Origin of the sequence: Ruminococcus sp. 1001713B170207_170306_F1, from assembly GCF_015668065.1 — a bacterium.
GTDB lineage: Bacteria > Bacillota > Clostridia > Lachnospirales > Lachnospiraceae > Blautia_A > Blautia_A faecis.
In genome coordinates this window covers 96,300-120,316 of record NZ_JADPEX010000001.1, presented here as the reverse complement: position 1 = coordinate 120,316, position 24,017 = coordinate 96,300, and the positions used below count along the sequence as shown (strand labels likewise).

General features: G+C 42.1%; 20 protein-coding genes and 1 pseudogene. 15 read left to right on the top strand and 6 right to left on the bottom strand.

Translation table 11 applies throughout. The features are described 5' to 3' along the window. Window positions 1–242: 242 nt before the first annotated feature. Window positions 243–1,472 carry an extracellular solute-binding protein gene (locus I4V84_RS00570; protein ID WP_243283987.1) on the bottom strand — a complete coding sequence of 410 codons (1,230 nt, stop codon included), beginning with the start codon at window positions 1,470–1,472 and terminating at the stop codon, window positions 243–245. A gap of 479 nt (window positions 1,473–1,951) precedes the next feature. Between I4V84_RS00570 and I4V84_RS00565 the strand changes: the two genes are divergently transcribed. The 3 genes and pseudogenes from I4V84_RS00565 to I4V84_RS20210 all read left to right on the top strand — a co-directional run. Next, window positions 1,952–2,209, top strand: a complete 258-nt coding sequence (locus I4V84_RS00565) for a hypothetical protein (protein ID WP_148462016.1) — start codon at window positions 1,952–1,954, stop codon at window positions 2,207–2,209. A 35-nt stretch (window positions 2,210–2,244) separates the two neighbouring features. Further along, window positions 2,245–3,177, top strand: a complete 933-nt coding sequence (locus I4V84_RS00560; protein WP_195991024.1) for an AEC family transporter — start codon at window positions 2,245–2,247, stop codon at window positions 3,175–3,177. A gap of 67 nt (window positions 3,178–3,244) precedes the next feature. Further along, window positions 3,245–3,319: pseudogene (locus I4V84_RS20210) on the top strand (DUF6783 domain-containing protein); the annotation flags it as partial. Window positions 3,320–3,343: 24 nt separating this feature from the next. On the opposite strand, the gene I4V84_RS00555 reads toward I4V84_RS20210, so the two are convergent. From I4V84_RS00555 to gnpA, 3 genes are all read right to left on the bottom strand, one after another. Then, complete coding sequence (locus I4V84_RS00555) at window positions 3,344–4,687, bottom strand: sensor histidine kinase (RefSeq protein ID WP_187564815.1); 1,344 nt, start codon at window positions 4,685–4,687, stop codon at window positions 3,344–3,346. Window positions 4,688–4,689: 2 nt separating this feature from the next. Next, window positions 4,690–5,406 (bottom strand): LytTR family DNA-binding domain-containing protein, encoded by a 717-nt coding sequence (locus I4V84_RS00550; RefSeq protein ID WP_173773307.1) that lies wholly within the window; start codon window positions 5,404–5,406, stop codon window positions 4,690–4,692. Between the two features lie 117 nt (window positions 5,407–5,523). After that, on the bottom strand, window positions 5,524–7,686 hold the full coding sequence (gene gnpA, locus I4V84_RS00545; RefSeq protein WP_195391638.1) for a 1,3-beta-galactosyl-N-acetylhexosamine phosphorylase: 2,163 nt from the start codon (window positions 7,684–7,686) through the stop codon (window positions 5,524–5,526). 271 nt (window positions 7,687–7,957) lie between these two features. On the opposite strand from gnpA, the gene I4V84_RS00540 reads away from it, so the two are divergent. From I4V84_RS00540 to I4V84_RS00485, 12 genes are all read left to right on the top strand, one after another. Continuing rightward, the gene (locus tag I4V84_RS00540; RefSeq protein ID WP_148462020.1) at window positions 7,958–8,782 is read left to right on the top strand and encodes a helix-turn-helix domain-containing protein; all 825 of its coding nucleotides are present in this window, start codon (window positions 7,958–7,960) and stop codon (window positions 8,780–8,782) included. A gap of 165 nt (window positions 8,783–8,947) precedes the next feature. Continuing rightward, window positions 8,948–9,157, top strand: coding sequence for a hypothetical protein (locus I4V84_RS00535; RefSeq protein WP_187564817.1), 210 nt, complete (start codon window positions 8,948–8,950; stop codon window positions 9,155–9,157). A gap of 33 nt (window positions 9,158–9,190) precedes the next feature. Next, window positions 9,191–11,296, top strand: a complete 2,106-nt coding sequence (locus tag I4V84_RS00530) for an ATP-binding protein (RefSeq protein WP_195991023.1) — start codon at window positions 9,191–9,193, stop codon at window positions 11,294–11,296. A gap of 176 nt (window positions 11,297–11,472) precedes the next feature. Next, a complete protein-coding gene (locus tag I4V84_RS00525) occupies window positions 11,473–12,834 on the top strand; it encodes an MATE family efflux transporter (protein ID WP_118578079.1) in 1,362 nt (453 codons plus the stop codon). A 204-nt stretch (window positions 12,835–13,038) separates the two neighbouring features. After that, complete coding sequence (locus I4V84_RS00520) at window positions 13,039–14,376, top strand: potassium transporter TrkG (protein ID WP_195589872.1); 1,338 nt, start codon at window positions 13,039–13,041, stop codon at window positions 14,374–14,376. An 18-nt stretch (window positions 14,377–14,394) separates the two neighbouring features. Next, window positions 14,395–15,042, top strand: coding sequence for a TrkA family potassium uptake protein (locus tag I4V84_RS00515; protein WP_173735587.1), 648 nt, complete (start codon window positions 14,395–14,397; stop codon window positions 15,040–15,042). Between the two features lie 38 nt (window positions 15,043–15,080). Further along, the gene (locus tag I4V84_RS00510; protein ID WP_173735588.1) at window positions 15,081–15,356 is read left to right on the top strand and encodes a hypothetical protein; all 276 of its coding nucleotides are present in this window, start codon (window positions 15,081–15,083) and stop codon (window positions 15,354–15,356) included. 38 nt (window positions 15,357–15,394) lie between these two features. Further along, window positions 15,395–17,371: an ATP-binding protein gene (locus I4V84_RS00505; RefSeq protein WP_195991022.1), complete on the top strand. Its 1,977-nt coding sequence runs from the start codon at window positions 15,395–15,397 to the stop codon at window positions 17,369–17,371. After that, window positions 17,364–18,083, top strand: a complete 720-nt coding sequence (locus I4V84_RS00500) for a response regulator transcription factor (protein ID WP_118578082.1) — start codon at window positions 17,364–17,366, stop codon at window positions 18,081–18,083. The genes I4V84_RS00505 and I4V84_RS00500 overlap by 8 nt, the downstream gene beginning before the upstream one ends. Before the next feature lie 80 nt (window positions 18,084–18,163). Next, window positions 18,164–19,213, top strand: a complete 1,050-nt coding sequence (locus I4V84_RS00495) for an FUSC family protein (RefSeq protein WP_173717784.1) — start codon at window positions 18,164–18,166, stop codon at window positions 19,211–19,213. Between the two features lie 431 nt (window positions 19,214–19,644). Beyond that, window positions 19,645–20,400 (top strand): YoaP domain-containing protein, encoded by a 756-nt coding sequence (locus I4V84_RS00490; RefSeq protein ID WP_173717785.1) that lies wholly within the window; start codon window positions 19,645–19,647, stop codon window positions 20,398–20,400. 21 nt (window positions 20,401–20,421) lie between these two features. Further along, window positions 20,422–21,273, top strand: a complete 852-nt coding sequence (locus I4V84_RS00485) for a DegV family protein (protein WP_173717786.1) — start codon at window positions 20,422–20,424, stop codon at window positions 21,271–21,273. A 136-nt stretch (window positions 21,274–21,409) separates the two neighbouring features. Here the strand turns inward: I4V84_RS00485 and I4V84_RS00480 are convergent, their stop codons facing one another. Further along, entirely contained in the window at window positions 21,410–22,285 is an 876-nt protein-coding gene (locus I4V84_RS00480; protein ID WP_195991021.1) for a tetratricopeptide repeat protein, read from the bottom strand. 37 nt (window positions 22,286–22,322) lie between these two features. After that, window positions 22,323–23,936, bottom strand: a complete 1,614-nt coding sequence (locus I4V84_RS00475; protein WP_055225116.1) for a recombinase family protein — start codon at window positions 23,934–23,936, stop codon at window positions 22,323–22,325. Window positions 23,937–24,017: the final 81 nt, after the last annotated feature.

The window sequence follows — 24,017 nt, the reverse complement described above, 5'->3', positions numbered from 1 at the left end:
CCTCTCTTTTTATAAAAATAGCGTTGACGCTGCGCAGACAAGCACAGAAAACGGCGTTTGTTACGCAGAAAAACAGAACCTTCTTGTGACAAATACAAGAAGTAGTGTTTGCTTCGCAAAAAGGTGGAACCTTCTTGTGCCTGGCACAAGAAGTAGCGTTTGCTTCGCAAACTTAAAAATGGACCGGACCTGTAAGTCCGGCCCATTATCTTCCTCGTAATGGGAAAAACAGTGGATTAAGATCAGCCAGCGATTTCTGCCTGAAGGTCATCCAGTAATTCCTGAACGTCGCCGCCAAGAAGAGCATTCTGCTCTACGTTGATAACGCCCTGTTTTACATCTGCCCATTCTGCTTTCGCTGTTGGATAGAATTTACAGCTGTCTAAGATATCAATCCAGCTTGCCATATCTTCGTTAGCTGCTGCGAGAGCCTCGCCGCCGGACTTGGTTGCCGGAAGGAATCCCTCCATGTCAACCCACTCTGTATAACGGGCATCATCATAGAAATAATCAAAGAATGTGGAGATAGCAGCTTTCTCATCATCTGAGTAGTCGTTATCGAAGCACATGAAGCGGTCCATAACACCTGCAGATACAGACTCGCCTGTATTGGAAGGAATGGAAGCAACGCCGTAGTTTACTTCATTTCCGCCTGTAGCAATGTAGGTAGGTAAGCTGTTCGGTGCGATGAGCATAGCAACCTTACCTGCGCCGAACATATCCTGCAGATCGTAACGGGTATCGTTAGCAGGATCGGTGTTTGTGTAACCGGAATTTACAAGATCGATTGCGTACTGGATTGCTTCAACGTTCTGCTCACTGTTCAGTGTCCAGTTACCTTCATCGTCAACAAATCCGCCGCCGTTGTTCCAGGTGTAGTATGCGAATGCTGCCTGACCTTCGTCAGTAGTCATATCGATACCCCATGGATAAATGCTGTCATCATAAGCTTTAAGGGCTTCACAAGCAGCTTTCAGTTCATCCCATGTAGTAGGAACTTCTACGCCTGCTGCATCGAGGATGTCTTTGTTATAGTACATAGCACGTGCAGATGCAAGATCAGGGATAGCCCATACAGTTCCGCCTACTTCAGACTGTGCAAGGAATGCATCGTACATCTTGCTGTAGGTCTCTTCAGAAACAACGTCCTGGATAGGAAGAAGGAGATCATCTGCCTGATAATCTGCGAATACGTCGATATTCAGGACATCAGGAGCTTCGCCATTGGCGATACGGGTATTTACTACGGTGTAGATGTCGTTCCAGGAAACAACTTCTACGTTCAGGTTAATGTCCGGGTTTGCCTCATTAAATTCTGTCACGAAGTTCGCCCACCAGTCAGCAGTCTGCTGGCCATACTGTGCAGCAATGACGTTTATGTCCACTTTGTCTGCGGCGGATGCGGTGACCGGAGTCATGGAGAGGGCCATTGATAAAGCTGCGCCTGTTGCTAAAACCTGTTTCATTTTCATAAGTATTACCTCCCTTTAGATACGAGTTGAGGCATTCCATAGATACATCCTTGTACCAAACGGAGTGCCTCTCTGTAGAAAATAGCATACAACAAAAACAGTCAGATGTCAACAGAAATTGGTGAAAAAAACAATGAAAAATATCAAAAACAAAGAAAAACACAACGAAATACACAAAAGAAAAAACAAAAAACCACAAAAGCCATGGAAAAAATGTAGAGAGTAGAATAAAATAACAGATAATTTATAAAAAATTATACAAAAAACGAGAAGTATGGTACGAAATCATACAAATCAGGATTTCTTTGCTCACGAAGAAATTACGATAACCAGGATTTGGTTAAAATGTGGTTTGACATTTCAGGGGCGGATATTATACAATCATATTTAATCGAAAAAAATTCAGGAAAGGAGTATGCGGCAGTCAAAAAGAACTGAGAGGGTAAGCCCTGATGGCATGCACTGCTGCAGAACATAAAATGGAAGAATTATACGCTGCAATTGAGAAAAAAATCAAAGCTTCCGGTTATCCGCGTGAGATTTCCGGTGCAGATGTGTATGATGATATCTGCGACCAGATCGAGGGAAAAGAGAACGGAAGCTATATTCTGCTGTCCAAGTTTGAGGATGATGTAATCTTTGAGTATCATATCACGGTAATGGATGATGATTTTAATCTCGGGGTTCTTACCATGCGTACGCCTGAGGGAGTATTTGAGACCGATTTTGATGAATAAAAGAACTATAAACAAACATAGAAAGCGTGCATAAAATGAAAGTATTGGAAATTATTTTGCCCGTACTGGTGATGATCCTTCTGGGCATGGCCTGCAAGCGGCTGAAACTGCTGGATCAGAATGGAATTAACAATATGAAGCTTCTGGTGACCCAGATCATGCTTCCTGTAGCAATTTTCCATGCCCTTGCTACGGCAGATTATAATAAAGAAACCGGAATTCTGGTTGGAATCATGTTTGTAATGCTGGTTGTTTCCTTTAGCATCGGTTTTTTACTCCGCCCGCTTATGCCGGCAGAGCGTTACCGGAAATATCTGCCCTTTATGGTCAGTGTATACGAAGGCGGTTCCATGGCCTATCCTTTATATACCAGCCTTTGCGGAGCGGAGAATCTTTCCCAGATCGCTGTGCTGGATATTGCAGGTCTTCTGTTTGGCTTCAGCGTCTATATGGGAATGCTCGGACAGGTGGAAAACGGGGAAAAGATCGATCCGGGAAAACTGTTTTCCAGTGCAATACGCACACCGGCGTTTATTGCAAGTGTGCTGGGAATTATTGCCGGACTTACCGGTGTGGTGCAGAAGCTTCTTGCCGGACCGTTTGCAGGTACCTATACAAGTGTGGAGAACATTCTCACCACTTCCATAACCTCAGTTATTCTGCTGGTGGTAGGATTCAGCATTGAATTTGATAAGAAACTTCTTTCCCCATGTATCAGGACCATCGTACTTCGTGTTCTTCTTCAGGCAGTTATGATCGGGGGAGTGCTGCTGGCAATACATTACATAGTAGGGGATCATCTTCTTTTGAACCTTGCAGTGATCAGCTACATGTCCGCTCCAGCCACATTCAGTATGCAGACCTTCCTGAAGAGTGAGGATGGAAGCGCTTATGTTTCCACCACCAATTCTCTGTATTGCCTGGTATCCATACTGGTGTATGTGGTCATGGCATTTGTAGTTTATTGATGCAGAAAAAGAAAGCTTCAGACAGTATCATTTCTGATATTGTTCTGCAGCTTTCTTTTTTTGTTGGATTCGGGGAAAATATACCGCAAAGTGGGGCGTGCAGATTGCGGGAATGATTTTTCAGATACGCTCCAGAGTGTGTCTGCATGAAACCTCTCTGCTTTGCTTATGGATGAGAAACGGCTGTTTTCTGTATGCGCAGCATAATTTTAGCAGTAAAAACACCATTCTCATAAGTGAAGCTGCTGTCTCCTCCATTCTTTTCTGCAATGTGGCGGACAGACTGGATTCCCACTCCGTTTCCGGTACGCTTGGATGACTGGAAAATATGATTTTTCTCCTGTATTTTCCCTTCAAAGGTATTTTCCACCTGGATCAGGAGAAGGTGCTTATGATGAAGGTAAACCTCTGCATGGATGCTCCTGTTGGAAGACTTTGCTTTCAGGCTGGCTTCCAGAGCATTTTCCAGAAGGTTGGAGAGAACCAGGCACATATCAATCTGGTCTATGGAAATGTGGGCTGGCAGATCTGCCTTTGCCTGGAAAGGAATGTTCTCTCGTTTTGCCAGAGCGGCATAATGGCTGATTACGCTGTCAGCCGCCTGGTTTTCACAAAAATGCAGGTTGTAGTCTGGGATTTTACTGTTTGCATTGGAAAGATATTCTTTTATTTTTTCCAGATCTCCCTTTTCAGCCAGGGAAGAAAGCTGCAAAAAGTGATGGCGGATATCATGTCGTGCCTGTCTTGCCTCCTCTATGGCAGAGCAAAGGTTCTCATATCGTGCCTGCTGAAGGGAGAGAAAATGGTTTTCCTGCTGAAGCCTTGCATTTTTATTCAGGCTGTTGGCCATCATAAGAAACATTGTGTAAAACAGCATGAGAATTATAAGAAGCACCAGGCTGATCACAATGTAGCCCTGCAAAATACGTCCGGTATACAGAGTTCCCTCATATTTGGGAATCATAAACAGGTTCAGACCTATAAAAATCAGTGGCAGTATCCAGAAAACATACCAGGTCTGGGCTAAATTTTCGTCATCAATCATAGTGCGGGCTGCATGGGAGGCCGGGTACCAGGCGGCAGCAACGAACAGAAGACATATTACATTGTAAAAAATACCGGCACTGGTGTGAAACCAGATTTCTGTTTCTGGAAGTCCAAGTCTTTCTGCCACAATGGCATTTACTGCTCTGGAAAGGCTGTTTACACAGGCAAAGACCGCACATACTGCCAGAAAAATGCTGCCGGATTTCCAGATAGAGATAGTCAGGCTTTTGTGATAGATCAGCATCAGTACCAGCAGAGTGGGAAAAAGCACTGAGCTGGTAGGGATGTTAAGAAAGTAACAAAATCCTCCTTCCAGGAGACAGATTCCTGCCAGAAGAGGTGCAAGCCATGCAGCCAGTCTGCCGGGCGGTTGTTTCAGATATGTCTGTACCGGCAGATAGGCAAGGAACAGACCAGAAATCATTACCGTAAGCTCCAGAACAGGTCTTAATATAGTATTCATATTCAATGTCCCCTTTGAAACAGAAAATCCATAAAAGTCTGTCTTGCATTTTTAACCAGCTTCCGGCTGACGGAAATCCGGGTTTCATCGTCCAGGATAAACAGGGCTCCATCAAAATCAACAGCATGCTCCAGATTGATCACAACGCCTCTGCTGCAAAGATAAAATCTTGGATCCATTTTCAGGGATGCAGTAAAGGCTTCAAAGGACTGGCGGGTGATCAGCTCTTTGCCGCCGGTAGTGTGAATATGGATCATATGGGAAAAATGTTCTGCGTATATAATATGTCGAAACGGAACCTGTACATTGCTTCCATTTACTTTTATATCTATGTATTTTCCGGAATCCGGGATCCGGGAAAGAACCTCATCGATCAGGTCTGAAATCTCATTTTCGGGATATGGCTTCACAAGGTAGTGCATGGCACGGACCTTGAACCCATCCAGAGCATGATCCGTAGAAGTGGTAGTAAAAATTAAAAGTGCATCTGAGTCAAATATCCGAAGCTCTCTGGCAGTCTCGATCCCATTTGCACCACTCATGTAGATGTCCAGAAAAACGACGGTGAAAGGACGTTCCTTTGCCGCAATAAGAAAATCTTCTCCATTTTCAAATTCAAATAAATTTACGTGAATCCCACGTCTGGAAAGCTGTTTCGTCAGTACGTCTGCGAGCTTGTCACGCTCTTCTTTAATGTCATCAACAATTGCAATTCTCATAATGGTTTCCTTTGTTTTGTGATAGGTTTATTATAATACCATTCGCGCCATTTTCCAACACTTCGTGACAGAATTATTGAAATATGATGTGGTTTAATTATAATAAACCTATGACTATTAAATCTGGTACCATTTAATTTCGTTTGCATCCATATGAAGCGGGAAGCTGCTGCCATCTCCTTTATAGACGACTGTATCCTGTGACTCGTAAGTATTGTTTACGACACAGTACTTGCCATTCTTTACATAAGCGTGGACCTCTACATTATAATTGGTGGAATACCATCGGTTCAGTTCGTCCTCGGCAGATGCAGACCAGAGAACCGCACGGTAGAGCACACGGCTGTTTCTGAAGCTGTATGGAAGTCCGCTGATGTAAACACCGCGGCCTTTTCCAAAGGTTTTTACTGCCATCTGAACCTCATGGTCATTCTGGATCAGAATCTGGGTTTCCGGAAGTGCAAAAATATTCTTTTTGCCCTCACCGAAGTCCACATCACCTTCTGCGTCAGCCAGAATAAAGTGGTCTCTGTGTTCCTCCCAGTTGTATTTATCGGTATTTAAATTGAAGCCTCTTTCTTCTTCCACACCCAGTACATCATCCAGCTGGAAGAATTTTCCCTGCCATTGATGGGCTGCAGGCTCGCCAACTCCGATGAAACCACCGCCATTGTAAACGAACTCCTTTACAGCAGTAATAATGGTCTCATTTACCCAGTACTCGCCGCCGCTTTGTGCAGTATCCGAATCCCCTACATTGATCACAACATCAAATTTTTTCAGTAGATCCTTATCTGCCAGAATATCATCAAAACTGATAAAGGATACATCAAAGGGTGCACCGCTTAATGCCTCAATAATGCCAAAGTAAGAGTAATTCTGTTTGTAATAAATTGCGTGATGTACCATATGATTACCCCAGGAGCGCATGCGGCCCCAGCAGTTTAACACAGCAACACGTTTCACGCAGTATGGAGTCACACCCTGGATATTATCATAAAGGGTGCGGAATTCCTGGCAGACCTCTTTAATGTACTGGACAAAATCCGGGAACTGAAGAGCCAGCTTCAGATATCCGCCATAACCAATTCTCTGGATGGGGCTTCTGAGAATGGCACGCCTTGCAGTTACCCAGTTTACCTTCGCCTCTTTCACCGGGTCTCCACCTTCGTGGAAGGTGTCCGGGAAAAAGTATGGAAGAAATCGTCCTTCCGTGTATTTTACATTTTTAATATCGCTGAACAGACGCAGGGTTGCACCATTTCCTACACTTCCAACCACAGCATCAAGACCGATGGAAGCAAACTCATCCATAAATGGCTCCATGCCGATCCAGTGGTCACCCATGAACATCATGGCTTCTTTGCCATATTCATGGACAATGTCTACCATTTCCTTTGCAAGCTTCGCGACCTCGCGGCGCTGGAATGCCTGGAAGTCCTTGAATTCCTTAGATGGAATGCGATAGGTATTGTTCATGTAGCCCTGGTCGATAATGTATTCCGGGCGGAAGGGATAACCAACCTCTTTTTCAAACTGCTCCAGCACATATGGACTGACAGATGCGGAATAACCGAACCAGTCTACATATTTTTCCCTTGCCAGCTCATCAAAGATCAGGGTGAACTGATGGAAAAAGGTGGTGAAGCGTACCACATCCACATACTGGTGGGTGTCAAGGAATCTGCGGAGGCGCTCCAGGGAATGAGTTCTTGTCTTTGGCTGGCGCACATCAAAGGTGATCTGCGGCTCTACATCTTTCCAGTCGTTTACCACTGCATTGTACATATGTACCGGATCCCACATAATATAAGCCAGGAAGCTGACGGTATACTCATGGAACGGTTTTACAGGTGTAATTACCACATTTCCGCTCGTTTCATCATAATGCCACTGACTTGCCGGAACCACTGCTCCTGTGGTACGGTCGATTACTTCCCACCACTTTGTGATATCATCGCGTGTGTTCACCTTCAGCATATCCGGGTACAGGTGGTCCATAAGGTGGATTTCCAGTTTGTCTGATGTTGCGGTGTGGAAAGAACTCATAATGTACATTTGCTGGATCTCATCCGGATTAGCCTTTGCCCAGGCATTGTCCTTTCGGGTGGTGTAGTAGGTAGCGTAGATTTTCGCACCAGTGTCCTTCAGCTCCTGTGGGAATTCGGTTCCATCACAGTCACGGATGGCATCTGCGCCCCACTCATTCATAATATCCAGTGTTTCCTTTACCACATCCAGGTTGGTAGGAATAGTAACTCTGCCTTTTTTCTGTTCCATTTTGCGACCTCGCTTTTCTTTTTTTTATTTACAAGGGTTGTTAACATTGTTTGATAGTTGTTTTTTTCTGTAATATAAGAATACGTTTTTGACAGCTGTTTTTCAACAGAGTTGTTGCTAAGGTTTTTAGAAATATTGCTGTATTTTCCGTTCTATGGTACTCTAAGTGTGCGAGTGTTTATTCCCTGTTGTTTGAAAACGCTGTATTCGGAATATCGGGAGCCGACAGCGCAGACAACAAACTATAGTTTATGATACATAAGGAGAATCTATGAGTACACGTTCCTTTTCTTTTTCCAATGATAATCCACTTTCTACAGAAGCAGTTCTGGTGAATGCCTCATCCTCCAGATACGAAGAGGACTGGCCCAGCATTCCCCATACCCACGCTTTTACGGAGCTTTTTTATGTTTCCAGAGGAAGCGGCGAATTTCTTATAGAAAATCAGCGGTTTTCCATTGCCAGGGACGATCTGGTCATTATCAATCCACATATCCTGCACACGGAAACTTCTCAGAGCGCTGCGCCCCTTTCTTATTATACTGTAGGAGTGGATGGAATTAGTTTTTCTTTCCGGGATCAGAAGGAATTCCAGATTTTCAACTGCCGGAAGATTAATACAGATCTTTTGTTTTATTTCCACTCCCTTTTTCAGGAATTAGATGAGAAAAAAGAGGGTTATGAAGAGATTTGCAGACATACGCTCTCCATTCTTATTGCCCAGCTTCGCAGGATAACAGATTCCGGCTTCCAGCTGGTGCCTTCTTTTCATCCAAGTAAGGAGTGTGCACAGGTCAAGCGCTATCTGGATTCTAACTATGGGGAAGATATCAATCTGGATCAGCTGGCGGCATTAAGTCATCTGAACAAATATTATCTAAGCCACGAGTTTACACGATATTATGGGATTTCTCCCATTAATTATCTGAACCGGCGCAGGATTGAGGTTTGCAAAAATCTTCTGGAAAATACAGATCATGATATTTCTGACATTGCCCATCTTGCAGGCTTTTCTTCCCAGAGCTATCTGGCGCAGAGTTTTCGGAAATCTTGCGGTATGACTGCTATGGAGTACAGACGAAGCAGGCGTGAATAAACAGAGATATTATTTCCGGAGGATTTTTTGAGGAAACGTTACCAGTGACCAGTCACATTTTGGTTAAAATGCCAAAAAATAGTTGAAGACACAGGTGAAAAATTGTATAATTGACTATAGTAAAAAGTGAAATCGTATTAAAATCATATACAGGAGGAAACTATTATGAAAGAAGCGAATGACAAAAAAGAGAGCATGAAGCCTGTGAGTCAGGCAGTTGTTGAGTTGGATGATGAAGCATTGGATCAGGTCAGCGGAGGCCTGAAGAGGCTGGACAGCGATTGGAAGCCGGAAATAACAGAGGTTTGCAAGTTATGCGGCTCCACCAGAAACGTCCGTGGTGGTTTATGCCTGGCATGCAAAAACAAATGTTAACAGCAAAAGAAAGGATAAATTTAAAACGGTATTATGCTTTCACGAGAAAAAACAAAGACAGACGATCAAAGGCAGGATGTAAATGATTATCCGGTGAAAGAACAATATGTTTTAAGCAGATTATTGTCCGAGTATGTATCCTTATACCGGATAGAGCTTAATTCCGGCAAATATGAAATACTGAGACTGGATGCGAATACCAATGCCAGGCAGCTGGCGGAGAAAGATCCCCATCCGGCTGAAAATTTTGATGAATATGTGAGAAGATATGCAGACAATTTTATTCTGGATGAAGAGAAAGAAGAGTTTATAGACTGGCATCTTTGCGCAAATATGAAAAGAAGGCTTTTACATGAAGAGAAGTTTACTTACCATTACCACAGTGTTTCAAAGGAAGGGAAAGATAGCTATTATGAAGCCTATGTAGTGAAGGGAAAGACAGATGATGAGACCTTTAATGCTTTTCTTGGATATCGCAATATAGACAATATCCTTTACAAAGAGAAGGAAATCCAGGAGAAACTGCGAAAAGCTCTGGATGAGGCCAGATTGGGAAATGAGATCATTTCCTCCATTGCCAGAACATACCAGTATATTTCCAGAATTGATATCCAGGCAGATTATTTTGAGGAAATTTCCAACAGGGATGTGGAGCATTTGAAATATATTCATTCAGGCATTTTGTCTGAAAGCAATAGAAAAGTTTGCAGTGAACTGGTTGCAGAAGAGTATCAGGATGCTTTTTACAGATTTACAGATATCTCTACACTGCCTGAACGAATGAAAGACGAAGAATCTGTCGTTATGGAATACCGGATGAAGGATGGAAGCTGGCATAGTCTGCGCTTTATTGAAAAGAAAAGGGATGAAAACGGCCGCCTGACCCATGTTCTTTGTGCAATCCGAAGTATCAGTGATGCGAAGAGAAGGGAGCAGACTCTTATATACCAGGCTGCAGAAGCGAAGAAGGATGCGGCGGTTAAAACCAGATTTCTGTCTAATATGAGCCATGATATCCGAACTCCCATGAATGGGATCATAGGTATGATCGAATTGGCAAACCGTTATCCCAATGACCCTGAAATGCAGCAGAAATGCAGGGATAAGATCATGGAATCCTCCAGATATCTGGTTTCTCTTGTAAATGATATACTGGATATGAATAAACTGGAGTCGGGAGATATTGTTGACCAGGAGCTTACTTTTGATCTGACAGAAATCCTGAGCAGGAGCAACACAGAAAAGCAGCTTCAGGCAGCTGAGAAAAATATAGAATACATCGTGGATTGGGAAAGATCAAAGCTAAGTTATATATTATTAACCGGAAATCCTGTTTATCTGGAACGGCTTCTGAATGCGATTTCTGATAATGCGGTGAAATTTACGAAACCAGGCGGAAGGATTCATGTATGGTGTAAGGAGAAATTTGCGGATGAAAAGCAGGTAGTGTATGAATTTGGCTGTGCAGATAATGGTCCTGGTATGAGCCAGGAGTTTGTGGCACATGCGTTTGATCTTTTTACCCAGGAGAAGGAGACCAGCCGGTCGAAATATGAAGGTACCGGACTGGGACTTTCCATTGCAAAGAAGCTGACAGACAGAATGGGTGGCACAATCCGGATCGAAAGTAAAGAGGGAACCGGCACAACTGTGGTCATGACAATTCCGTTCAAAATCGGAGAAGCAGAAAAAGCCCGGAAGCTGGAGGATTTTGTAAAGGATCCGAATACGATTTCCCTTGAAGGTCTGCGTGCACTGGTAGTTGAGGATAATGAACTGAACATGGAAATCGCCAGCTTTATGCTGGAAGATAATGGAATAATTGTGGATTGCGCCAAAGACGGACTGGAGGCAATTGGAAAATTTGAAAAGTCCGAGCCAGGCTATTATGACGTGATTTTAATGGATATCATGATGCCAAACTTAAACGGCTGGGATACTACCCGGAGAATTCGTTCCATGAAAAGATCAGATGCAGAGCGTGTACCGGTTATTGCCATGAGTGCCAATGCATTTGCAGAAGACATTATAAACAGCCGGATATCCGGCATGGATGAGCATCTTACCAAACCCCTTGAACCGGCGAGGCTTGTAAATGTACTTAAGGATTGTATCTGGAGGAGAAAACATAAGCTGTAAACAGGCTGTTGATCAGTGGAGGAAGGATGCGTGCAATGAGCAACAGCCGCATCCTTGATCGTTGCAAAATCAAAAAAGAAGCTTGATATTGACAAATATATGAGTTAAAATCAGAAGACATAATTCGTTTATATTTTATTGGTTTATGTCAAAAAATTTGTCAGGAGAAAACAGATATGAGTAGTAAATCTAATACACAGGCAATGGAAACGGAAAAAATCCCACGTCTTTTGGCGCAGCTTGCAATTCCTGCTGTTGTGGCACAGATCATTAACCTTTTGTACAACATTGTAGACCGTATTTATATTGGACACATTCCCGGTGTTGGTGCGGCAGCATTAACCGGTGTGGGGTTATTTACGCCAATTCTTATGCTGATCAATGCCTTTGCCATGCTCGCAGGTTCAGGCGGTGCTCCCAGAGCCGCAATTTCCATGGGGAAAAAGGACAATGCGACAGCGGAAAAGATTCTTGGAAACTGTTTCTCGCTTCTTATTCTTATGGCTGTGGCTCTTACGGTGATTTTTTTCGCTTTTGCTCCACAGCTTCTGACAATATTTGGTGCCAGTGATAAGACCCTTCCTTATGGAGTGTCATACGCAAGAATCTATATACTGGGAAGCATTTTTGTCCTGATCGTAATGGGAATGAATCCCTTTATCACCACACAGGGATTTGCAAAGATCAGTATGATGACCACTGTGATCGGTGCGGTGATCAACATTATTCTGGATCCTGTTTTTATTTTTGTATTTGACCTGGGCGTAAGCGGTGCTGCAATTGCTACTGTTTTGAGCCAGGCTGTTGGTGCCATCTGGATTCTTCGTTTCCTGTCAGGAAAAAAGACCATTCTCCATCTTAGAAAAGAGAATTTCAAATTACAAAAAAATATTATCTTACCATGCCTGGGGCTTGGAATATCCACTTTTGTCATGTTGTCTACAGAAAGTATTCTGTCCATCAGTTTCACCTCCAGCCTTTCAAGATATGGCGGAGATCTTGCGGTTGGAGCCATGACCATTATCACAAGTGTCAGCCAGCTTGCAACCTTACCGCTGCAGGGAATATGCCAGGGCGGACAGCCGATCATGAGTTATAATTTCGGTGCCGGCAATAAAGAGCGTGTTAAAAAAGCATTTTTTACGCAGTTTACAGTCTGCACGGTTTTTACCGGCTGCTTCTGGCTGATCATGCTTCTGTTTCCCAGGCTCTTTGCAGGTATTTTCTCCAATGATACGGATCTGATCACGTATACCGCATGGGCACTGAGAATCTATATGGCTGGTATTTTTTCACTGGGATTCCAGGTTTCCTGTCAGCAGAGCTTTATGGCACTGGGACAGGCGAAAGTCAGTCTGCTGCTTGCATGCTTAAGAAAACTGATCCTGTTGATTCCGCTGATCTTTATTCTGCCGCTTTTCATTCAGAATAAGGTATTTGCCGTTTTTCTGGCTGAACCAATCAGCGATATACTGGCAGCAATCATTACAACTTCAACTTTCTTCAGGCGATTTGATAAAATACTGGATAGAAGATAAGAATAAAAGCCATTTGGTTGGATATGTTTCTGACTGAATGGCTTATTTTTTTGCTACGGCAACCGAATTCAGGCTGAATATGGCGGAAACACATCTTTATACAATCTTAATACAGAATCAGATACTCTTATACCATCTTTAAAGGCAATTATATATAATGGGTGCAACAAAAAAGTAATCATTCGTAAGGAGTTTTGATCATTTATGCCGGAAAAATCATATAAGAAAAAACATCTGACATCTTTTCAGCTAATAATTCTGGGATTTGCAGGAGTGATCCTTTTGGGAAGCATTCTTTTAATGCTTCCATTTTCATCTGTAGATAGAATACCAACTCCGTTTCATGAGGCTCTTTTTACAGCCACTTCGGCGGTATGTGTAACCGGGCTTGTAGTAAAGGATACCGGAAGCTACTGGTCTCTGGCAGGACAGACGATTATTCTTATACTCATACAAATAGGCGGTCTGGGAGTGGTAACGGTGGCTGCATCTGTTTCCCTTCTTTCCGGTAAAAAAATATCCCTTATGCAGAGAAGTACCATGCAGGATGCGATTTCCGCGCCTAAGGTTGGCGGAATCGTCAGATTGACAAGGTTTATTTTAAAGGGGACATTTTTGATTGAAGCTGCAGGGGCAGTGTTACTGCTGCCGGTTTTTTTATGGGATTACAAAGGAAAGGGAATTTGGCTGTCAGTCTTTCATTCTATTTCCGCTTTTTGTAATGCAGGCTTTGATATTCTGGGAACATCTGCAAATCCTTTTCCTTCCCTGACAGGGTATTCTGCAAATGTTCTTATAAATGTAGTGATTATGCTTCTGATCATCATAGGGGGAATCGGTTTTCTCACCTGGGACGATATTTATACCAACAAAATGAAGTTTAAACGTTATCGCATGCAAAGCAAGATTATCCTTGTGACTACTGCATGCCTGATTTTAATTCCGATTATTTTTTTCTTCACCTGTGATTTAAAAAATCTATCCGCAGGGAATCGCTTATTAGCTGCGGCGTTCCAATCGGTAACTACAAGAACTGCCGGATTTAACACGATTGATATTTCAAAGATGAGTGAAGCCTCAAAAGCTGTTATGATATTGTTAATGCTGATTGGCGGTTCACCTGGTTCTACAGCTGGTGGAATGAAAACCACAACGTTTACAGTTCTTTTGTTAAATGCAATTGCCACATTCCGAAGCCAGGAAAATGCAGGGGCTTTTGGCAGGAGGCTGGAATACCATGTGATAAAAAATGCGGCGACAATAGCCATGCTTTATTTTACGTTATTTTTTTGCGGCGGACTTGCAATCAGTATATATGAAGAACTTCCTCTTTTAGACTGCCTGTATGAAGCTGCTTCAGCTGTGGGAACAGTAGGACTCACGTTGGGAATTACACCGAAGCTTCATATGTTTTCGCAAATTGTGCTGATTATACTGATGTATTTAGGGCGTGTAGGTGGTCTGACTCTGATTTATGCGGTGCTTTCAGGAAGAAACAGGGGAAATGCAAAACTGCCTCTGGAGAAAATAACAGTTGGATAAGAAGGAGAAAATATAATTATGAAAAATGTATTGCTTATTGGACTTGGAAGATTTGGAAGACATATTGCTAAGCAGCTGAATCAGCTGGGACATGAAATTATGGCAGTTGACTGGAATGAGGAGAGAGTAGATAAAGCATTACCATTTGTGACCAATGCGCAGATTGGTGACAGTACCAATGCTGAATTTTTACGTTCCCTTGGAATAGGAAATTACGATATCTGTTTTGTAACCATTGGAGGAAGCTTTCAGAATTCTCTTGAAACAACTTCCCTTCTGAAAGAACTGGGAGCGAAACTGGTGATATCCAGGGCTGAGCGTGATGTTCAGGAAAAATTCCTTTTGCGCAATGGTGCGGATAAAGTGGTTTACCCGGAAAAGCAGGTTGCAAAGTGGGCCTCGATCCGTTACACAGATGATCACATCCTCGACTATATGGAGGTGGATGCATCCCATGCGATTTTTGAAGTGGAAGTGCCGGAAGAATGGGTTGGAAAAACAGTAGGAGAACTGGATATCAGAAAACGCTACAATATTAATATTCTGGCAGTAAAAAATGAAGGAGAATTTGGTATTGCAATTTCACCGGATACGTATTTTGAAGAGAATCATAAATTACTGGTGTTAGGAGAATACAGAGCCCTTCAGAAATGTTTCAGAATATAGTCATTTGTTATGGAGAGGCTGCTATAGAGGTGAAGACAATGGCAGAAGGAATATTGGCAGTTACTGTATTTTGTATGTTTGGACTTGGATTTTATATTGCAAATAAAGCAGATCAGTTTTGGGGCGAAATTCAGGAAAATATGGAAGAAAAACAGCAGTCATCGAAGACATTGTTTTTGAATACTCTTTCAGATGAAGAATTGTTAAGAGAGATTCATGAGTGTAAAATTGAATATAAGGAAGCTGAAATTATAATTTTTGATGGACAGTCCGGGTATGAAAAAAAGAATTTTGACCATAATACAGTCGCATGATATAATTGCAAAAAAGGCAGAAAAAGGGGACTGGCAGGATGAGTCTTGGAATTGAAGAGGATAATAAAAAAACAGATGAACATATCCTTGTTTGTCTGTCAGCAGCACCCTCCAATAAGAAAATAATAGATACAGCGGCAAAAATGGCGAATGCGTTGCAGGCACGTTTTACAGCCTTGTACGTTCGCACTGGCACAAAATCAGAAGACTTAGATAAAGAAAAACTGGAAGAACATATTCGGTATGCAGAAAATCTGGGAGCAGAAATCGTAATGACTCATGGGGAAAACATACCGGTACAGATCGCAGAGTATGCCAGACTATCAAATGTTACTAAAATTGTGATTGGACAAAGTAATGCCCGACGAAATCATTTTTTCAGTAAAGTGACTCTGACAGAAAAACTGATTGAAATTGTACCAGATATTGATATCCATATTATTCCGGATACGGTCAAAACAGGAAACTACCAGAAACGGTCATTTACATGGTATATGGAAAAACCGTCTGCAAAGGATTATTTTCTGACAGTTTTTATATTTGCAGTATGTACTTTGATTGGTCTGCTGTTTCAGAAGCTGGATTTCACGGACACGAATATTGTAACCATATACATTCTGGGGGTTTTGCTTACTTCCATTGTGACAGATGGTTATCTATGCAGTGTAGCCGGTTCTTTCTTAAGTGTCTTTTTATTTTGCTTTTTTCTGACAGAACCAAGGATGTCTTTTCAGACCTATGCAGTGGGTTATCCGGTGACCTTTCTCATAATGCTAATTTCATCCGTACTTACAGGGGCACTTGCGGCAAAGCTGAAAACACATGCAAAGCTTTCTGCACAGCTTGCCTTTCGTACACAGATTTTGTTTGACACAGACCGTTTGCTGCAAAAGGCTAAAGGCGAGATAGAGATTCTTGATGTTACCTGTACACAGCTCCTTCGCCTGCTAAACCGTAATATTACAGCATATGTAGTAGAAAACGGAGCTTTATCAGATGGAAAGCTTTTTTCTGGTGAGGAGAGAGAGGACGCGGAAGATTTTTTAACACCTGAAGAACAGAAAATAGCCAGATGGACTTATGAAAACAGACAGCGTGCCGGCGCATCCACACATCATTTTCCACAGGCCAAATGCTTATATCTGGCAATCCGGAGCGGGAACAATGTTTATGGAGTAATAGGAATACCGCTGCAGAAAGAAACACTGGACTCTTTTGAATACAGCATCCTGCTGTCCGTGATAAATGAATGTGCACTTGCAATGGAAAACGCACAAAATGCCATGGAAAAAGAGAAAAATGCAGTGATAGCAAAAAATGAACAGTTGCGGGCAGATCTTCTTCGGGCAATTTCCCATGATCTTCGAACTCCCCTTTGCTCTATTTCGGGCAATGCAGACATGCTTCTTAGCAACAGTGAACGGCTGGATGAAGCTACAAAGCATCAGATCTATACGGACATTTATGATGATTCTGAATGGCTGATCGGAGTTGTGGAGAATCTGCTTTCCATTACCAGGCTAAATGATGGAAGACTGAAATTCAAATTTACAGATCAGCTGCTTGATGAGGTGATCGCAGAGGCTCTGCGGCATATCAGCCGGAAGCATGACGATTATAAAATCGTAACTGACTGTGAAGAACTTGTTCTTGCACGTATGGATGTCCGCCTTATTATACAGGTTCTGGTAAATTTAATTGACAATGCCATAAAATATACGTCGCCAGGTACTGTAATCAGCATCCGGGGAACTAAAACAGATGGAAAAGCGCAGATAAGCGTGGAGGATAATGGACCTGGGATTCCGGAAGAAATGAAGCCGCATATTTTCCAGATGTTTTATACCGGCAAAACAACAGTTGCGGATAGTCACCGAAGTCTGGGACTGGGGCTGGCGCTTTGTCACTCTATTATAGAAGCCCATGACGGAACCCTGATTCTGACGGACCATGATCCCCATGGATGTAATTTTACTTTTACTTTACCTTTAAGTGAGGTGACATTGAATGAATAAAACATTAATTCTGGTGGTTGAGGATGACAGACCTATAAGAAATCTGATCATTACGACGCTAAAAACACATGACTATAAATATCTGGCAGCAGAGAATGGTTCTTCGGCCATTCTGGAAGCTTCCTCTCATCATCCGGATATTGTTCTTCTTGATCTCGGGCTTCCAGATATGGAAGGGGTAGAGGTAATAAAGAAAATCCGTACCTGGTCGAACATGCCGATTATTGTGATCAGTGCCAGAAGTGAGGATACAGATAAAATTGAAGCACTGGACGCTGGTGCAGATGATTATATTACAAAACCGTTTTCCGTGGAGGAATTGCTTGCGCGTATTCGTGTTACGCAAAGGAGACTTGCAATAACGCAGACCGGAGAACAGCAGGAAACCTCTGTTTTTAAAAATGGTGAATTAGAGATCGATTATTCGGCTGGCTGTGCATATCTGAAGGGTGAAGAATTACATCTGACTCCTATTGAGTATAAGCTGCTCTGCCTTTTATCCCGTAATGTGGGAAAAGTATTGACACATACATTTATTACCCAGCAGATCTGGGGACAGTGTTCTGAAAATGATATTGCTTCCCTCCGCGTTTTTATGGCAACACTTCGAAAAAAACTGGAACCAGAAAAAAATGGTGTGCAATACATCCAGACGCATATTGGAATCGGATATCGTATGATCAGAATTGAAAGCAATAGTCTGGCCAGGTAATTATTTCCTTAAAAATCATTCTTGAATTACCTTCCTGTTTGTGATAAAATGCCTATTTGCATAAAAACGGGAGGTGCTATATGACATTTTATCAGGAACTTCAGTTGAATCAGGCAGGTTCAAAAGACCTGCTGAAAAAAAGTGAGACCGCAAAAGAAAAAATCTATCATCTGTTTGTATATATGGCGAAGGTAGCGGTCACAATGGCGTTTTGTTTTTTATTTGTTACTATTTTCAGCATTCTGCTTGGAAATGAGAACAGTATTGTAGGTGTCGTTGTCTTATTATGTCTTATGGTATTTCGAAATGCCGATCTCGGAATCCATACCGGACAGTCTACCATACTTCTGGCTTTGTTTTTCGCAGTTATGACTGTGTGTCCACATCTGGCAAATCAGCTTTCCCCGGTACCGGGAATGCTGTTAAATATTGCTGCATTGGCAGTGCTGATTCTGTTCGGCTGTCATAATCCATTTATGTTTAATCAGTCCACACTCGTTCTTGGATATCTGTTGCTGTATGGATATGACGTAACAGGGAAAAGCTATGAGATGAGACTGGTGGGAATGGCAGCAGGAGCTGTACTTACCTGTCTGGTATTTTATCGGAATCACAGAAACCGGGTTTATAAAAGAAAGATACAGGATGTACTGCAGGAATTTGATCTCTCTTCTTCCAGGACAAAATGGCAGTTATGCCAGATCCTGTGTGTACCGGCTGTACTTTGTATTGCAGAGCTTTTTAAAATGCCACGTGCAATGTGGGCAGGTATTGCAGCTATGTCAGCGATCTTACCGTTTATGGAAGACATGCAGTACAGAGTGAAGAAAAGAATTGTGGGAAATATTGCAGGAGTTCTTTGTTTTACAGCATTGTATTTCCTGCTTCCGTCATCCATCTATGCATATATAGGAATCCTTGGCGGAATCGGTGTAGGATTTTCCGCAAAATATGGCTGGCAGGCTGTATTTAATACATTTGGCGCTTTGGCTATCGCTGCAGAGAGTTATGGATTAAAGGGTGCAGTCAGTCTCAGGGTGATTCAGAATGTATTTGGTGTTGTTTTTGCTCTGGTATTTTGCGCTGTGTTTTATTTGGGTATGTCAAAAAAAATGGCAGGAGAAAACTGATATAAGTAGCCATTTGGTTGGATGCAATTCTGACTGAATGGCTTATTTTTATGCAATAGAAAATATAAAATTTCAAAAATATATACGCTGAAATCAGCCTATTGCAGTATACGAAATCTCAATAACGTGATATAGTTAGCTTAAATAGGCTTTTTAGAAAACATGCCGTATTTCATATGGCTTCCTGTAGAGCATTGCATCCGCGGTACCTATGGTTGGGAAATCAGGGAGGAGATTGCAGAGCTTCTGGAATCTGGTCTCATTGATAAAACTACCTTTGGAAGCCATTTTTGCCGGAAGTGCCAATCATTGTAGATTCGCTCTGTTGCGCAGGAGTAACGCCAGAGAGTCATGAACTGGCTCTGGAAGCTATGAAAGCGTGTTAGATCAAGGTTATTTAAGCAATCATGATATCTGGGAAAGGTGATATTATGCATTATATTAGAATTACAAAAGAAAACATTGACAAGGAACATATCTGCTGTGCTATGTCAGGAAAAAACAGTATCGTAAAAAAAGAGTGGTTAAAACAGCGTTTTGAAGAAGGATTGGTTTTTTATCGGAGTGCAGAGCGCGGAAAGTGTTTTATTGAATATATTCCTGCTGAGAATGCCTGGGTGCCCATTGATGCAGACGGATATATATACATTAACTGCTTATGGGTTTCCGGTTCCATGAAAGGACACGGCTATTCCAATGATTTGCTGAATGAATGCATTCGTGATGCAAAAGAACAAGAGAAAAAGGGAGTCTGTATTCTGTCTTCAGAAGGACGAAAAAAAGAATTTCTGGCAGACCCGAAATATTTAAAATTTAAGGGATTTTCTGTTGCAGATACTTCGGACTGCGGAATCAATCTTATGTATTTACCATTTGACACAGATACTGAGCCGTCAAAATTCAAAGAATGTGCAAGACACCCGAAAGTAGAAGAGGAAGGATTTGTTCTCTATTATACAGATCAATGTCCTTTTACCTGTTACTGGGTGCCTCGTGTAGTGGAAGTGGCAAAAGAACACAATATTTCTTTAAAGGTAATTCATGTTACAAGCAGAAAAGCTGCACAGAACGTTCCGGCACCGGTGACAACGTATGCGCTATTCAGAGATGGAAGGTTTCTGACACAGGGAATACAGTCTGATAAAAAATTTCTGGCTCTTGCAGGCCGGGAATCTGATAGAAAATGAGTTGGCAGAGGAGAAACGAATATGGTAAAAATTATTTCAGACAGTACCTGCGACCTTTCGCAGGAATTATTGAGAAAATACGAGATTGACATTCTTCCGCTTCATATTCTTCTGGGTGATAAAGAATATGGGGATGGAAAAAACATTACCCCGGATCAGATTTATACCTGGTCTGACGCAAATAAGACAACGCCTAAAACTTCTGCTCCTGCCCTGGCAGATGCCATGGAACTTTTCCGCCCATATGCAGAGGCTGGAAGAGAAATTGTCTGCTTTTCTATTTCAGCAGGTATGTCCACCTCTGGAAATGTGATGCGCCTTGCTGCTGAAGAGCTGGGGGCTTCTGACAGGATAAAGGTAATCGATTCTGCAAATCTTTCTACAGGTATCGGTCTTCTTGTAATAGAGGCTGCAATTATGGCAAAGAATAACCGGACAGCTTCCCAGATTGTTTCTGAGATAGAGCGGTTAAAACCAAATGTGAGAGCAAGCTTTGTGGTAGATACCCTTACCTATTTATACCGTGGTGGACGCTGCAATGCAGTAGCGGCTATGGCCGGCGGTGTTTTAAAACTGCACCCCAGGATTGTAGTAGAAAATGGCGCTATGAATGCTTCTAAGAAATACCGGGGAAAAATTGATTCTGTTATCATGGACTATGTTAAAGATATGGAAAAAGATTTAAAAAATGCGAGACCAGAACGTGTATTCATAACACATTCTGGCTGTAAACAGGAAACTGTAGAGAAAGTGCGGGCTTATCTGGAAGAGCTTGGCGTTTTTGATGAGATATTGGAAACCAGGGCAGGTGGTGTTATATCAAGTCATTGTGGACCTGGCACATTAGGTGTGTTGTATATTGCAAAATCGTAAAGCATGCCCCCCTTTTTATAAAACTGCACAGTATAGTTTTTCATTTGGCTTTGTAATTGTTATTCATCCCTGACACACTTCCATAAATTGCTCAGCTCGCTTTTTTCCTGGCTTTTGATAAATTCATCAACCCCAATCATGGCAGTATCACCAAAATCATCAAAAGCGCTTGCAGGAGTCTTACAGAAAACAAATCGGATACTTGAAACATCGTAATTTGGTGATTCGTCGAAGTGCAATGCAACATCCTTTGCTCGCCGAAGGCTGTTGATTGCTTCTTCTTTTTTACACAGCGACAGCAGAACATCCGCTCGCAGTGCCCAAAGAAATGCTTCGCTTTTGTCCATATATCCCTGTTTTTGGGATCTTTTAGCCCGGGATAAAAGGCAAGAGCCCAATCCACAAGAGCTAGAGCATTTGCATAATCTTTTGTCTTACAGAAAACATTCATATATCCCACCACAATTTCAAAGTGCGTCACAGTTAAATCTAATAATGCCCTCGATAAAAAGGGAAGTGCTCCCTCCGGATCATTGCAAGAGGACGCAAGCACCATTCCAATCGAAGAGTGGTTCAGCCGACATGGATTGTTCTCTTTCAATAATGCAATTCCTTTGTCATATTCCCCAAGCGCAAAATGGATTTCAGCCATTTCCCTGCGAACAGAAACATCACTTATCTCCGGATCTTTGTTTTGTCCGATCAGTATACATGCACGTTCACAAAGGGAAAGCGCCTTCTTTGAATAAGCAGCATTCTTTTGCGTCAGTCCTCTTAAACGGTAGATTCTGGCACTGTAATAAACAACATCAAAACAATTCGGATAACACTGTAATGCCTTTTCAACATCAGAAAAAACATCCTCAGTATCTCTGTCGTGAGAATACTGCTTCAGCCTTGTAATTACAGTTTCTCTGTTATTGTTTCTAAACTGGTATCCGATAAGCGCATCGATAGACACCTCAAACAGATCTGCCATCTCCGCAATCAGGTTTAATTCCGGCGTCGCCACACCAGTTTCCCTTAGTTAAAGATATGACCCCTCATTATCAGTCTACTTTTCCAATAAATCGGTAGTATATCTCTATTTCCTGTATTCTTTCGTTATCCTCATTCGTTGTTGCTTCGTGAATAAGGATTTTTTCTATCATTGCATTTAACAACGGTGCTGTCAGTTCCTTTGGTACGGAATACTCCTTAATTAACTCAATCCACTTTTCAGCACCTATCATATCCTGTTCCATTTTACTTAATTCTTCTCTTAGGTTGGTTATCTGCTGTTCCAGTTCTATCTGTTCTTTTTGATATTTCCCCGACAGCATGATGAAGTTTCGTTCCGTTATCTTCTCACAGGCTCTATCTTCATACATTTTCGTAAACAAGCGGTCAATCTCATTTTGTCGGTTCTCGGCTTTCTTCAAGGCACTTGCCTTTTTCTTCTTTTCCCGTATTCGCTCTGCATTCCCAGCCTTTTGTATCTTATTCAACACCTTTTCTTCGTCTTGCTGTACTGCCTTAGCCCAATACTGCAATCGTTCCAATACGGCTTGATACAACACATCATAACGGATATAGTGCATAGAACAAGTACCTTTGCCAAACTGTCCGTAGTAACTGCAAGCATAATAACTGTATGGCGTTTTATTTGCCTTATTTGTCGCAAACCGCATAGACCAGCCACAATCCGCACACTTGACAAGCCCTGCAAATATCGGCGTTGCTTTTTCCTTTGTCTGTCTACGCCTTGATTTTATCTGTTCCTGCACACGATAGAACACTTCTTTGTCAATAATCGGTTCGTGGGTATTTTCTACTCGAAACCATTCACTTTCGGGCTTACGCACTTTTTTCTTGCTCTTGAATGAAACTGTTGATTGTCGATTATGAACGCTGTTTCCGATATAGACTTCACTTTTTAAAATTGCCTTGACATGAGCAATCGTCCACTCATAACGCTTGCTTTCGGGCTTTCCCTCAAAGATATGTGCAAAAGTACCGTACCTTGTGAAATTCAGCCAAGACGCTGTCGGAACTTTTTCTTCTCGCAGTACCTTTGTGATTTTTGCACTACCGTAACCTTGATAGGCTAGGGAGAAGATTTTTTCAACAATCCATTTTGTTTCCTCATCAACCAGCAGTTTTCCTTTGATGTCGGGGTGTTTCTTATATCCTAACGGAGCATAAGCCCCATAATACGCACCCTCTGCAAATTTTGTCTTAAATGCCGATTTCACTTTACGGCTTGTATCTCTTGCCACCCATTCATTGATGATATTTTTAAATGGTGCAATCTCACTTTCGCCTTTTTCGCTGTCTACCCCGTCGTCAATCGCTATGTAACGGACATTATGGCTGGGAAAATACAATTCTGTATATTGTCCTGTCATAATATAATTTCTGCCAAGTCGGGAAAGGTCTTTCGTTACAACACAGTTGATTTTTCCTGCCTCTATATCTTCAATCATTCTTTGAAAACTCGGTCTTTCAAAATTTGTTCCCGACCAGCCGTCATCAATATACTCATCAATCACATTCAAATGATGTTCTTTTGCATATAGACGCAACATACTTCTTTGTGTGGTAATGCTGGAACTTTCGCCCTGTAATTCATCATCTCGGCTTAACCTAAGATAAAGTGCAGTATTGTAAATCTGTTGTTTCATTGTCAGTTATCCTCCTTTATAACTAACCCATGTTTACAATACCTGCTTGCAAGTAAAGTATAACATGGGTTATTTTTCACA

Coding starts and splice junctions, on each gene's coding strand:
- I4V84_RS00475 (WP_055225116.1), bottom strand. CDS start 23,936: ATGAAACAACAGATTTACAATACTGCACTTTATCTTAGGTTAAGCCGA.
- I4V84_RS00485 (WP_173717786.1), top strand. CDS start 20,422: ATGGTAAAAATTATTTCAGACAGTACCTGCGACCTTTCGCAGGAATTA.
- I4V84_RS00500 (WP_118578082.1), top strand. CDS start 17,364: ATGAATAAAACATTAATTCTGGTGGTTGAGGATGACAGACCTATAAGA.
- I4V84_RS00490 (WP_173717785.1), top strand. CDS start 19,645: ATGCATTATATTAGAATTACAAAAGAAAACATTGACAAGGAACATATC.
- I4V84_RS00515 (WP_173735587.1), top strand. CDS start 14,395: ATGAAAAATGTATTGCTTATTGGACTTGGAAGATTTGGAAGACATATT.
- I4V84_RS00505 (WP_195991022.1), top strand. CDS start 15,395: ATGAGTCTTGGAATTGAAGAGGATAATAAAAAAACAGATGAACATATC.
- I4V84_RS00570 (WP_243283987.1), bottom strand. CDS start 1,472: ATGAAAATGAAACAGGTTTTAGCAACAGGCGCAGCTTTATCAATGGCC.
- I4V84_RS00550 (WP_173773307.1), bottom strand. CDS start 5,406: ATGAGAATTGCAATTGTTGATGACATTAAAGAAGAGCGTGACAAGCTC.
- I4V84_RS00535 (WP_187564817.1), top strand. CDS start 8,948: ATGAAAGAAGCGAATGACAAAAAAGAGAGCATGAAGCCTGTGAGTCAG.
- I4V84_RS00555 (WP_187564815.1), bottom strand. CDS start 4,687: ATGAATACTATATTAAGACCTGTTCTGGAGCTTACGGTAATGATTTCT.
- I4V84_RS00560 (WP_195991024.1), top strand. CDS start 2,245: ATGAAAGTATTGGAAATTATTTTGCCCGTACTGGTGATGATCCTTCTG.
- I4V84_RS00495 (WP_173717784.1), top strand. CDS start 18,164: ATGACATTTTATCAGGAACTTCAGTTGAATCAGGCAGGTTCAAAAGAC.
- I4V84_RS00510 (WP_173735588.1), top strand. CDS start 15,081: ATGGCAGAAGGAATATTGGCAGTTACTGTATTTTGTATGTTTGGACTT.
- I4V84_RS00525 (WP_118578079.1), top strand. CDS start 11,473: ATGAGTAGTAAATCTAATACACAGGCAATGGAAACGGAAAAAATCCCA.
- I4V84_RS00540 (WP_148462020.1), top strand. CDS start 7,958: ATGAGTACACGTTCCTTTTCTTTTTCCAATGATAATCCACTTTCTACA.
- gnpA (WP_195391638.1), bottom strand. CDS start 7,686: ATGGAACAGAAAAAAGGCAGAGTTACTATTCCTACCAACCTGGATGTG.
- I4V84_RS00565 (WP_148462016.1), top strand. CDS start 1,952: ATGGAAGAATTATACGCTGCAATTGAGAAAAAAATCAAAGCTTCCGGT.
- I4V84_RS00530 (WP_195991023.1), top strand. CDS start 9,191: ATGCTTTCACGAGAAAAAACAAAGACAGACGATCAAAGGCAGGATGTA.
- I4V84_RS00520 (WP_195589872.1), top strand. CDS start 13,039: ATGCCGGAAAAATCATATAAGAAAAAACATCTGACATCTTTTCAGCTA.